The 12,025-nt window shown below is 62.3% G+C and carries 12 protein-coding genes; 11 read left to right on the forward strand and 1 reads right to left on the reverse strand.

Annotated elements, in window-relative coordinates; translation table 11 throughout:
* Window positions 1-8: 8 nt before the first annotated feature.
* From OX462_RS07525 to OX462_RS07560, 8 genes are all read left to right on the forward strand, one after another.
* A complete protein-coding gene (locus OX462_RS07525) occupies window positions 9-209 on the forward strand; it encodes a hypothetical protein (protein WP_409028114.1) in 201 nt (66 codons plus the stop codon).
* A 42-nt stretch (window positions 210-251) separates the two neighbouring features.
* Window positions 252-641, forward strand: coding sequence for a 30S ribosomal protein S6 (rpsF, locus tag OX462_RS07530; protein ID WP_034750499.1), 390 nt, complete (start codon window positions 252-254; stop codon window positions 639-641).
* Between the two features lie 20 nt (window positions 642-661).
* The gene (gene priB / locus OX462_RS07535) at window positions 662-961 is read left to right on the forward strand and encodes a primosomal replication protein N (protein ID WP_034783455.1); all 300 of its coding nucleotides are present in this window, start codon (window positions 662-664) and stop codon (window positions 959-961) included.
* A gap of 25 nt (window positions 962-986) precedes the next feature.
* Window positions 987-1,277, forward strand: a complete 291-nt coding sequence (gene rpsR, locus OX462_RS07540; RefSeq protein WP_010400024.1) for a 30S ribosomal protein S18 — start codon at window positions 987-989, stop codon at window positions 1,275-1,277.
* 27 nt (window positions 1,278-1,304) lie between these two features.
* Window positions 1,305-1,760 (forward strand): 50S ribosomal protein L9, encoded by a 456-nt coding sequence (gene rplI, locus OX462_RS07545; RefSeq protein ID WP_034783456.1) that lies wholly within the window; start codon window positions 1,305-1,307, stop codon window positions 1,758-1,760.
* A gap of 135 nt (window positions 1,761-1,895) precedes the next feature.
* Window positions 1,896-3,281 (forward strand): replicative DNA helicase, encoded by a 1,386-nt coding sequence (locus tag OX462_RS07550; protein WP_034750488.1) that lies wholly within the window; start codon window positions 1,896-1,898, stop codon window positions 3,279-3,281.
* Window positions 3,282-3,374: 93 nt separating this feature from the next.
* A complete protein-coding gene (locus OX462_RS07555; protein WP_010400015.1) occupies window positions 3,375-4,001 on the forward strand; it encodes a DUF47 domain-containing protein in 627 nt (208 codons plus the stop codon).
* 39 nt (window positions 4,002-4,040) lie between these two features.
* Complete coding sequence (locus OX462_RS07560; protein ID WP_070221141.1) at window positions 4,041-5,054, forward strand: inorganic phosphate transporter; 1,014 nt, start codon at window positions 4,041-4,043, stop codon at window positions 5,052-5,054.
* Window positions 5,055-5,223: 169 nt separating this feature from the next.
* Here OX462_RS07560 and OX462_RS07565 read toward each other — a convergent pair whose 3' ends face one another.
* Window positions 5,224-6,120: an MBL fold metallo-hydrolase gene (locus OX462_RS07565; RefSeq protein WP_070290539.1), complete on the reverse strand. Its 897-nt coding sequence runs from the start codon at window positions 6,118-6,120 to the stop codon at window positions 5,224-5,226.
* A gap of 198 nt (window positions 6,121-6,318) precedes the next feature.
* Between OX462_RS07565 and OX462_RS07570 the strand changes: the two genes are divergently transcribed.
* From OX462_RS07570 to OX462_RS07580, 3 genes are all read left to right on the forward strand, one after another.
* Window positions 6,319-7,941: a GAF and HD-GYP domain-containing protein gene (locus tag OX462_RS07570; RefSeq protein ID WP_070221163.1), complete on the forward strand. Its 1,623-nt coding sequence runs from the start codon at window positions 6,319-6,321 to the stop codon at window positions 7,939-7,941.
* The gene (locus tag OX462_RS07575; RefSeq protein WP_409028732.1) at window positions 7,941-10,193 is read left to right on the forward strand and encodes a CHASE2 domain-containing protein; all 2,253 of its coding nucleotides are present in this window, start codon (window positions 7,941-7,943) and stop codon (window positions 10,191-10,193) included. Before OX462_RS07570 ends, OX462_RS07575 begins: the two co-directional genes overlap by 1 nt.
* 209 nt (window positions 10,194-10,402) lie before the next feature.
* Window positions 10,403-12,013, forward strand: coding sequence for a ShlB/FhaC/HecB family hemolysin secretion/activation protein (locus OX462_RS07580; protein ID WP_409028115.1), 1,611 nt, complete (start codon window positions 10,403-10,405; stop codon window positions 12,011-12,013).
* The last annotated feature ends 12 nt before the right edge of the window (window positions 12,014-12,025 follow it).

Below are 12,025 nucleotides of genomic sequence, written 5' to 3' on the forward strand. Positions count from 1 at the left end.
CTGTCTATATGAACAGTCTGTATTTTTGTACAGTATCGCTCACTATGCAAGGGGATTTCCGTGTTTTCGGCGAATTTCGCAAGAAATACTTGTTCCCGGTCGAAAAGCACGGTGGCGCGCGGGCTTTTCGGGCACTGGCGCAAGCAATGATTGAAACGTTTGCAAAAGGCGGTTATAATCTTCGGCTGACCTTCCCACACCCGTCTTGACGCCGGGGTGGGCGATTATCAATCCGACCTGAAGGAGTTTGCATGCGTCATTATGAAATAGTCTTTATCGTCCATCCGGACCAAAGCGAGCAAGTGCCCGCGATGATCGAACGCTACAAAGCCAGCGTAACCACCCGCGGCGGTTCGGTTCACCGCGTGGAAGATTGGGGCCGCCGTCAAATGGCTTACTCGATCCAAAAGCTGCCTAAAGCACACTACATCTGCCTGAACATCGAATGCGACAACGAGACCCTGGTCGAGTTGGAAACAGCATTCAAATTCAATGATGCCGTGTTGCGTCACCTGACCGTTAAAATGAAGAAAGCTGAAACAGCTCCTTCGCCGATGATGAAATCGGTACAACGCGAAGACGCGGCCAAAAGCCACCGCACCGAAGCACCAGCAGCCGCTCCAGCCGCAGCAGCAGCTTAATTCTTGACCAGGATCGTGCGCTGAACCAGCTACAAGTCACCGCCATCATTGCCGAGCGCGAAATATTGCGCTATACCCCGGCAGGGCTGCCGATTGTGAATGCAGTATTGCAACACAGTTCGCAGCAGATGGAAGCAGGGATTGCCCGTTTGACCGAGTTTGATGTTGCCGCGCTAGCCGCTGGCGAAATTTCAGGCCGGTTCAGTCAGGCAAGCTTGGGCGGGGTGTATCAGTTCACGGGTTTCCTGGCCAGGAAGAGCCGCAACAGCAAGAGTTTGGTGTTTCACATCATTGATTTTAGTGCAGTCAATTCTGACTAGCGCATTTTAGATACAGGAGCCTGACATGGCATTCGGTAAAAAGTTCGACAAAAATAAGCTCAAGCTTAAAGAAAAACGCAAACAGCAAAACCCTTTGTTCAAACGTAAGAAGTTCTGCCGCTTCACGGCAGCGCACGTTGAGCAAGTCGACTACAAAGACGTCGACACGCTGAAAGACTTCGTCCAGGAAAACGGCAAGATCATGCCAGCACGCCTGACCGGTACCAAAGCGCACTACCAGCGCCAAGTCGACACCGCAATCAAGCGCGCTCGCTTCCTCGCGCTGCTGCCATACACCGATCTGCACCACGCTTAATCGGTCAGATATTCCTGGAGAAGAACTATGCAAATCATTCTGTTAGAAAAAGTTGTAAACGTCGGTAACCTCGGCGAAGTCGTCAAAGTCAAAGACGGTTACGCACGTAACTTCCTGATCCCGCAACGCCTGGCACGTCGTGCTACGGCAACCGCTGTGGCTGAATTCGAAGTCAAGCGCGCCGAACTGGAAAAAGCTGCTGCCGCCAAATTGGCCGCATCGCAAGCCCAGGGCGAAAAACTGAGCGGCCTGACCGTTCAAGTTGCTCAAAAAGCTGGCGTCGATGGCCGCCTGTTCGGTTCCGTCACCAACTTCGACATCGCTGAAGCGCTGACCAAGCAAGGTTTTGCTGTTGAAAAAGCACAAATCCGCATGCCTACCGGCCCGCTGAAGATCGTTGGCGAGCACAACGTTTCGGTTGCTCTGCACACCGACGTGGTCGTGGAAGTTGTTATCGCTGTCGTTCCAGACGCGAACGCGTAATCGTCTGCGGGCCTGGCCCGCAAGCGCTGCCGCACTATGAAAAGCCGGGTTCGCCCGGCTTTTTTGTGGCCTTTTTTTCGCTCATTTTCAGCCCTTTATTTTTGCCGGCACGCCGAAGCGGGTATAATTCGCGCCATGAACGCCCCCTCTGATCCGCAACTGGATTCCCTCCGTATTCCGCCGCATTCGATCGAAGCAGAACAATCCGTTATCGGTGGTCTGCTGCGCGACAATGCCGCCTATGACCGCATCGCCGACTTCATGCATGCGGAGGATTTCTATCGCTATGACCATCGCATCATCTTCGAGCAAATCGTCAAGATGGTTAACGCTTCCAAGCCAGCCGATGTCATTACTGTTTTTGAAACCCTGACCCAGCTCGGCAAGGCCGATGACGTGGGCGGACTCGCTTACCTGAACGCCATGGCGCAAAACACGCCATCGGCCGCGAACATCCGGCGCTATGCCGAGATCGTGCGCGACCGCGGCGTGCTGCGCAAGCTCATTACCGTCGCCGACGATATCTCCGGCACGGCCTTCAGCCCGCAAGGCAAGGAAGTCAAGCAGATGCTTGACGAGGCCGAGTCGAAGATTTTCGCCATCGCCGAAGAAGGCGCGCGCGGCGCCCAGGGCTGGACCGCCATCCAGCCCCTGCTGACGCAAGTGGTCGAGCGCATCGACGAACTGTACAGCCGCGACAACCAGAGTGAAATCACGGGCGTGCCCACCGGTTTCATCGACCTCGACCGCATGACCTCGGGTCTGCAGCCGGGCGACCTGGTGATCGTGGCGGGCCGTCCGTCGATGGGCAAGACGGCGTTTTCCGTCAACATCGGCGAAAACGTGGCCATCGACAGCGGCTTGCCCGTGGCCGTGTTCTCGATGGAGATGGGCGGCGCCCAGCTGGCCATGCGTATGCTCGGCTCCGTCGGACAGCTGGACCAGCACCGCCTGCGCACGGGCCGCCTGAACGACGAAGACTGGCCGCGCCTGACGAATGCAATCCAGAAGATGAACGACGCGCAGTTGTACATCGATGAAACGCCGGCGCTCAATTCCATCGAATTGCGCGCCCGTTCGCGCCGTTTGTCGCGCCAGTGCGGCAAGCTGGGCCTGATCATCGTCGATTACTTGCAGCTGATGTCGGCCAATACGCCGGGCGACAACCGCGCCACGGAGATTTCCGAGATTTCGCGTGGCTTGAAAGGCCTGGCGAAAGAACTCGGTTGCCCCGTGATCGCGCTGTCACAGTTGAACCGCTCGCTGGAACAACGCCCGAACAAGCGTCCCGTGATGTCCGACTTGCGCGAATCGGGCGCTATTGAGCAGGATGCCGACGTGATCCTGTTCATTTACCGCGACGAGGTGTATAACCCCGACTCGCCGGACAAGGGGACGGCCGAAATCATCATCGGCAAACAACGTAACGGTCCAATCGGCAGCATCCGCCTCACCTTCATGGGGCAGTACACCAAATTTGGCAATTACAGTGGTGGCCTGGCGCTTTACCAAGGCGACTAAGACTCAGCAGCACTGATATTCCATTGGCCGCCCCCTCATACGGGGCGGCTTTCTGTAGTAAATAACACGACTCAATGCTTAACGGAGAATGACATGTTTGGACGCTTGATGCCCACTGAGGGCAAGTTTTTTGAATTGTTTAACCAGCACGCGGAATTGTGCGTCAAGGGCGCGAAAGAGATGCTCGGCCTGATGACCAATTTCGACGACCTGGAAAACCGCGTGCATGCGATCGAAAGCATCGAGAAACAGGCGGACAAAGTCACCTACGCCACCGTGGAAATGCTGCACAAGACCTTCATCACGCCGATCGACCGCGACGACATCCATCAACTGATCACGCGCCAGGACGATATCCTCGACCTGCTGGAAGATGCGGCGCAGACCGTCTCGCTGTACGACCTGAAAGCCGTCACGCCGGAAGCCAAGCGCCTGGCCGAACTGGTGCTGGCCTGTACCGAGAAAGTACGCGACGCCGTCGCCATGCTGCACAACATGGACAACTCGCGCAAGATCGTCGCCATCTGCGAAGAGATCGACCGCCTGGAATCGGACGCCGACCACGTGATGCGCGCCGCCATGTCCAAGCTGTTCCGCGACGAACCGGACGTGCGCAACCTGATCAAGCTGAAAGCGATCTACGAAATTCTGGAAACCGTGACCGACCGTTGCGAAGATGTGTCCAATATTATCGAAGGCATCATCGTCGAAAACGCGTAAGCGTTGGGCCTGTCCTGAACCAGAATCAGAAAAGAAACTATAATGACCATACAAATCAGCATCTACGTGCTAGGCCTGTTGATCGTCCTCGCGCTGCTGTTTGACTTCATGAACGGCTTCCACGATGCCGCCAACGCGATTGCCACGGTGGTCTCGACGGGCGTATTGAAACCGCAGACCGCGGTTGCCATGGCCGCCACGTTCAACTTCGTCGCCATCTTCGTGTTCCACCAGCTGACCGTGGCCGCCACAGTGGGCAAGGGCACCATCGACCCGGCCGTGATCGACCAGTACGTGATCTTCGGCGCGCTGATGGGCGCCATCTTCTGGAATTTGTTTACCTGGTACTACGGCATTCCCTCGTCGTCCTCGCACGCCCTGATCGGCGGCCTGGTGGGCGCCGCTGTCGCCAAGTCCGGCACGGGCGCGCTGGTCGCGGCCGGCCTGTGGAAAACCGTGGCCTTTATCGTCATCGCCCCCGTGCTGGGCTTCGTGTTCGGCTCCATCATGATGCTGATCGTGTCGTGGATTTTTGTCCGTTCGACGCCGCGCAAGGTCGACAAGTGGTTCCGCCGTTTGCAACTGGCATCGGCAGCCGCCTACAGCCTGGGCCACGGCGGCAACGATGCGCAAAAAACCATCGGCATCATCTGGATGCTGCTGATCGCGGCCGGCTACTCGAACGTGAACGACCAGATGCCGCCGATGTGGGTCATCATCTCGTGCTACACGGCCATCAGCTTCGGCACCCTGTTCGGCGGCTGGCGCATCGTCAAGACCATGGGCCAGAAGATCACCAAGTTGAAACCCGTCGGCGGCTTCTGCGCCGAAACGGGCGGCGCCATCACCCTGTTCGTCTCGACGGCGCTGGGCATTCCCGTGTCGACCACGCACACGATCACGGGCGCCATCGTCGGCGTCGGCTCGGCGCAAAAAATGTCGGCCGTGCGCTGGGGTGTTGCCGGCAATATCGTCTGGGCCTGGATCTTCACGATTCCCGCTTCCGCGTTCGTGGCGGCAGTGGCCTGGTGGATTGGCCACCACATCATGTAAGGCACCTCTGCAAACCTACTGCGCAGCCCACTATCGAATCTCCGTTGCTCACTGTACTAAAGTACAGCTCCGCTACTCAATCCGATATCGGGCTTGCTCGCTACGGTTTTCAGAGGGCCTTGGGCCAACTGGGCGCATGTATAAAAAAGGAACCGTAAGGTTCCTTTTTTTATGCGCCGGCCAGTTCCACCGTCAGCCCCTCGCTGGCGAGGAACACCTGCAGGCCGGCCAGGCGGCTCGCATAGCGGCCCATCACGTCGGCAAACACGGCCTCGAGCTGCTCGTCGCTGCGGGTCGGTTCGTGGTGGGTGCAGTACAGGTGCCGCGCGCCGCAGCGCAGGGCCAGGTCGAAGGCGGCGTCGAAGGTGCCGTGGCCCCAGCCCTGCTTGCCCGGGTATTCCTCGCGCGTGTACGAGCAATCCATGATCAGCGCATCGACGCCGGCGACCAGCGCATCGATGCCGGCCTGGCGCTGCGCATTGCGCGCCGCGCAGGCCGCATGCTCGGCGTGGCCGGGCGGATGCAGGTTGTAGAACGGTTCATGGTCGCCGCTGAAAAACAGCGAGGCGCCGCCGCAGTCGATGCGGTAGCCGAGGTTGACCACCGGATGGTTCATTTCCGCGCCGCGCACGCGCGCGCCGCCCACTTCGACGGCTTCGCCGGGCGCCAGGGTGCGGTACTCGATGCAGGCCGCCATGGCCGCTTCGCTGACGGGAAAATAACTGCCCTGCAGCTGCACCGCCATCACGTGCTCGATGCCGCGCCCGCTGTTGCCGTCCAGGGCGCCATGCAGGCGCATGCGGTTGCCGGCCACGAACAGGGGCGAGAACATGGGCAGGCCGTGGATGTGGTCCCAGTGGCTGTGCGTGATGAAGACGTGCGCGTCGACGGGCTGGCCCGGCGGCAGCTGCTGCGCCAGCGCGAAGATGCCGCTGCCGGCATCGAGAATGATCAGGCTGTCGTTGTCCGTGCGCACCTCGATGCACGTGGTGTTGCCGCCATAGCGCGCCGTGCGCGGGCCGGGGGAGGGGATGGAGCCGCGCACGCCCCTGAACGTGAATTTCATTCAGTACCTTGTTACAGTGTAATTATTGTTGATTCTATTCTAATTAATGAGATTGGCGGCAACATTTATGCGTGTTGCGTTACGGAAAGTAATTTCATTTTGTTGTGACTAAGTAATGTACAGTGCGCAGGGTCGCCGTTACACTGGCGCTTGCCGACTTCCCCTTTTTTGCTTGCCCATTACCTGATTGCCACCAATATGCCTCAGCTGCACCCTGAGAAAATCGCCCACAGACTGGAGCAATTGACCGAACTCAGCGTCGCGCTCGGCCACGGCCTGGGCGGTGAGGGGCGCGACATTGGCGCGCTGCTGCAGCGCATCGTGCTGCTGGCGAAAAGCATGAGCGGCGCCGACGGCGCCACCCTGTACCGGCCCGCGCTTGACGGGCGCCAGCTGGCGTTCGACATCAGCGTCAACGACAGCCTGGGCATCGCGCAGGGGGCGGACATGGGTTTGCCGGGCGTACCCCTGTTCGATGGCGCCGGCCAGCCCAACCTGGCGTCGGTGGCCGCGTATGCGGCGAACATGCGCCGCAGCGTGAATATCGCCGACGTCTACCGCGACGAGGTCTTCAATTTTTCCGGCATGCGCGAGTTTGACCGCCACCATGGCTACCACACGCAATCGATCCTGACGGTACCCATGAGCGATCACGAGGGCGACTTGATCGGCGTGCTGCAGCTGGTCAATGCCAAGGATGGCGAGACGGGCCAGGTGCGCGCCTTTTCCTCCACCGACCAGCGCTTCATCGAGGCGCTGGCCGCGCAGGCGGGCGTGGCGCTGACGAATCAGCTGCTCATCTCTCAGCTGGAAGAGCTGCTCGAGTCGCTCGTTACCCTGATCAATATCGGCATCGATGAAAAGTCGCCGTACACGGGAAGGCACTGCCAGTTCGTGCCCGAGCTGACGATGTTGCTGGCCGACGCCGCGCATGCGACGCAAACGGGGCCGCTGGCCGATTTCCGGCTCAGCGACAACGAGCGCAAGCAGCTGTGGCTGGCAGGCCTGCTGCACGATTGCGGCAAGATCACCACGCCCGTGCACGTGGTCGACAAGGCCACCAAGCTGGAAACCATTTTCGACCGCATCGCCCTGATCGACACGCGCTACGAAGTGCTGCTGCGCGACGCCGAGATCGAGGCCCTGCGCCTGCAGGCCGCGCAGCCGCAACAGAAGGACGCCATTGCCCGCGCGCTGGAGCAGGAGCAGGCGGCGCTGCGCGAAGAGCGCGATTTCATCCGCACGGTCAACATCGGCGGCGAGAGCATGGCGCAGGCCGACCAGGAAAGGGTGCGGCAGATCGCCCGGCGCCGCTGGCGCGCGGCCGACGGCGAACTGCGCGATTTTCTCGATGCCGACGAGACGGAAAACCTGACCATCCGCGCCGGCACCCTGACGGCGGCCGAGCGGGCCATCGTCAACAACCATATCAGCGTGTCGATCCGCATGCTCGAAGCGCTGCCGTGGCCCAAGCACCTGCAAAAGGTGCCCGAATATGCGGGCGGCCACCATGAGCGCATGGATGGCAAGGGCTATCCGCGCGGGCTGACGAAAGAGCAGATGTCGGTGCCGGCGCGGCTGATGGCGATTGCCGACATTTTCGAGGCGCTGACGGCGCGCGACCGGCCCTACAAAAAGGGCAAGTCGCTGTCCGAATCGCTGCGCATCCTCGGTAACTTCAGCCTGAACGGCCATATCGACCCGGAGCTGTTCGACGTTTTCATCCGCAGCAAGGTCTATCTGACCTTCGCTGAAAAGCACATGCATCCGAGCCAGATCGATGCCGTCGACGAGGCGGCCATTCCGGGCTATACCCCGTGATGCTGCCGCTGGCCTGGCGCAAGCATGGCGCGCGTTTCGCGCTGGGCGTGCTCCTCAGCGTGGCGGCCGCCGTGCTGTGCCTGGCCGGCAACGACACGATCGCGCGGCTTGACGCCATGCTGGGCGACTGGCGCATGCGCTTTGATGCGCCGCAGCTCGACCGCCGCATCGTCATCGTCGACATCGACGAGCAAAGCCTGGCCCGCGTGGGCCGTTTTCCCTGGAGCCGCGACGTGCAGGCGCGCCTGGTGCGCCAGCTCACCGGCCATTACGGCGTGGCCGCGCTGGGCTTCGATATTGCGTTTCCCGAAGCGGACACCAGTTCCGGTTACGCCGTGCTGCAAGGGCTGGCGCGCGGCGAACTGGCCGGCGTGGCCGGCTTGCCGGCGCAGCTGGAAAAGCTGCGCCCAGCCATGGACTACGACGGCCTGTTTGCCGAGGCCATGCGCGGCCAGCCCGTGGTGCTCGGCTACAGCGTCTCGGAGCAGCAAAGGAAGGGCGTGCTGCCCAGGCCCGCCTTTACCGTCGCCGATTTGAACGGGCGCACGGTCACGGCCTACGTGGCGCGCGGCTACGAAGCCAATATCGCACCCCTGCAGGCGGCCGCGCAGGGCGCCGGCATCTTCACGGCGCTGACCGATGCCGACGGCGTCGTACGTTCCTCGACCCTGTTGCAGCGCATCGGCGACGGCTATTATCCTTCGCTGTCGCTGGCCACCGTCGCCGTCTACCTGCAGGCGCGCGCCATCGCCCCCCGTTTCACGGGCACGGCCGATACCTTGTCGGCGCGCGAACTGGCCAATGGCGGCCTCGAACACATCATGCTGTTCACGCCGCGCGGCGCGATGGCGATTCCTGTCGGCGAAGCCTTGACGACCACGGTGCAGTACCGCGGCGCGGGCGGCCCCGATGGCGGCGCCTTCCGCTACGTGTCGGCCGCCGATGTGCTGGCCGGCACGGTGCCGGCCGCGCTGCTCAAGGGCACCATCGTGCTGGTGGGCACCACGGCGCCCGGTTTGAACGATATCCGCGCCACGCCCGTGAATGCCGAATATCCGGGGGTGGAGGTGCACGCCAACCTGATCAAGTCCATGCTCGACGGGCGTTTCAAGGCGCGGCCCGACTACGCGCTGGCGTTGGAACTGGTGCAGATCGTGCTGTTTGGCCTGCTGCTGGCGGGCGCCCTGGCCGTGCTGCCGCCGGCCGGCGTGATGCTGGCCACCGTGGCCGCGCTGGCCGCCGCCATCGGCATCAACCTGTACCTGTACGCCGTGCACGATCTGGTGCTGGGCGGTGCCGTGCTGTTGCTGCTGATCCTTGCGCTATTCATCGCCAACCTGGCGTGGGGTTACTTTTTCGAGGTGCGCAAGGGACGCGCGCTGGTGGCCCGTTTCGGCGAGTACGTGGCGCCCGAGCTGGTGGCCGAGATGGCCGACGATCCGCGCCGCTACACGATGGAGGGCGAGAACCGCGAACTGACGGTGCTGTTTGCCGACGTGCGCGGTTTCACGGCCATTTCCGAGCAGCTGGCGCCGGCCGCGCTGCGCGAATACATCAACGCATACCTGACGGCCATGTCGGAAGATATTCGCGACAGCCATGGCGGCACCCTGGACAAATACATCGGCGACGCCGTGATGGCGTTCTGGGGCGCGCCCGTCGCCTTTGGCGATCACGCCAGCCGGGCCGTGGCCAGCGCCCTGCTGATGCAGGCCAGCGCGGCGCGGCTGAACCAGCAATTTTGCGCGCGCGGCTGGCCGGCGCTGCGCATCGGCATCGGCATCAATACGGGGCCCATGCATGTGGGCGACATGGGCTCGCGCATCCGCCGCGCCTATACCGTGATGGGCGACAGCGTCAACCTGGCCGCGCGCCTGGAAGGCGCCAGCAAGCTGTATGGCGTGGGCATCGTGGTGGGCGAGGCCACGCGCGCGGCCGCCCCGGATTTCCTGTACCGCGAGCTCGACCGGATCAGGGTGCTGGGCAAGCAGGAAGCGGTGGCCATCTTCGAGCCGCGCTGCCTGCTGGCCGGCGCCGCAGCGGCCGAACTGGCGCAGCTCGAGCGCTGGCACGCGGTGCTGGCCCGGCTGCGCGCGCGCGACTGGGCGCAGGCAGGTGCGCAGCTGGCCCATTTGCAGGCGGACTTTCCCGGCGATGGCCTGTACCGGCTGTACGCGGCGCGCCTGGAGCAGTACCGCAACGCGCCACCGCCATTGGACTGGGATGGCGTGACAGCATTGCACAGCAAATAGCCCGCCATTCGCCGGAAAAGGCAAGCGATTGCGGCATTTTTCACCATTGCGTGCGCATTGTTTGTTGCATTGCGATAAAAAACACGGGGAAATGTTAGAAATTTCTGACTGGAAACTAAAAGCCGTCTAAAATTTGTCTTCAATCCATTGCCGGACATGCTGGCGCCTGCGGGCCGCGCGCTTGTCCGGTTACACAAGAAATCCTTCACATGACATATCGTTTGGTGCACCTGCTTGCGGGTTCCGCGCTGCTGTTCGCCGTCGGCGCCGCCGGCGCCGCTGTTTCCATGGATGACGCCGCGCCTGCCACGCAGGGCGACGGCGTGCCGCGCTTCGAGATCCGCCGCTTCGACGTCCAGGGCAATACCCTGCTCACGCCCGCGCAAGTGCAGGCCCTGCTGGCGCCTTACACGGGAGCGCAGCGCGATTTTTCCGACATCGCGCGCGCCGTCGAGGCGCTGGAGGGGGCTTACCGCGAGCGCGGTTACAGCGCCGTGCAGGTGCAATTGCCCGAGCAGGAACTGGAGCGCGGCGTGGTGCGCCTGAGCGTGCTGCAAACGCCGCTGGGCAAGCTTGCCATCGGCGGCAATACGCATGTGGACGAGGCCAACGTGCGGCGCGCCTTGCCGTCTCTTCGCGAAGGCGAGACGCCGAACTTGCCGGCGCTGTCGCAAAGCCTGAGGCTGGCCAATGAAAACCCGGCGCGCAAGATCGAAGTGCGCCTGCAAGCCGATGAACCGGCGGGCGCCATCGACGCCATCGTCACGGTGGCCGATGAAAAGCCCTGGAAAGCCATGCTCAACGTGGACAATACGGGCAATGCGCAAACGGGCAAGACGCACGTGGGCGTGGTGCTGCAGCATGCGAATCTGTTCGGCCTCGATCATGTCGCCAGCCTGCAATACACGAGCAGCCTGGAAAAGCCGGACAAGGTGGGCGTGTATGGCGCCGGCTACCACTTGCCGCTGTATGCGCTGGGCGACTCGATGGATTTTTTTGCCAGCTATTCGAACGTCGATTCGGGCAGCGTCTCGGCCGGTATTTTCGACCTGGCCGTCAGCGGCCAGGGCAGCATGGCCGGCATCCGCTACAACCAGAACTTTGCCCGCAGCGGCGATTTCGAACCCAAGCTCGTGTACGGCATCGACTACAAGGCTTACCGCAACAGCGTGCAGCTGTTCGGCATGGAACTGGGCGCCGACGTCACCGTGCATCCGCTCAGCGTCAGCTATATCGGCAACTGGACCTTGCCCACGGGCGAGACCAGCGTGGCGGTCACCTTCGCGCACAATATCCCTGGCGGCAAGCACGGCGCGCAAGCCGATTTCGACCGCGTGCGCGCGCACGCCAAGGCGGCCTACAACACGGTGCGCCTGAGCGCCAGTGCGGGACGCGTGCTGGCCGGCGACTGGCAATGGCGCGCGCTCGCCAACGCGCAGATCACGCCCGATGCGCTGGTGCCGGGCGAGCAGTTCGGCGCCGGCGGCGCCGCGTCCGTGCGCGGCTTTGCCGAGCGCGAGGTATCGAACGATTCGGGCGTCAACCTGAACCTGGAGCTGTACACGCCGAACTGGTGCGGCCAGGCGCTCGCTTACCAGTGCCGCGCGCTGGCGTTTTATGACACGGCCTGGCTGCGCCGCAACCATGCACTGCCCGGCGAAAGCGCGTCGCAAGGCATCAGCAGCGGCGGCCTCGGCCTGCGTTTGCTGCTGAGCCGCTACGCCAATCTGCAACTCGATTACGCCCATGTCGTCAATGGCGGCGACACGGGACAGCGGGGCGCCAACCGCCTGCATTTCCGCCTCGCCTTGGCCTACTAGCATCAGGATGAA

The sequence above is a fragment of the Janthinobacterium aestuarii genome (assembly GCF_046113285.1).
In the GTDB taxonomy this organism is placed as follows: domain Bacteria; phylum Pseudomonadota; class Gammaproteobacteria; order Burkholderiales; family Burkholderiaceae_D; genus Janthinobacterium.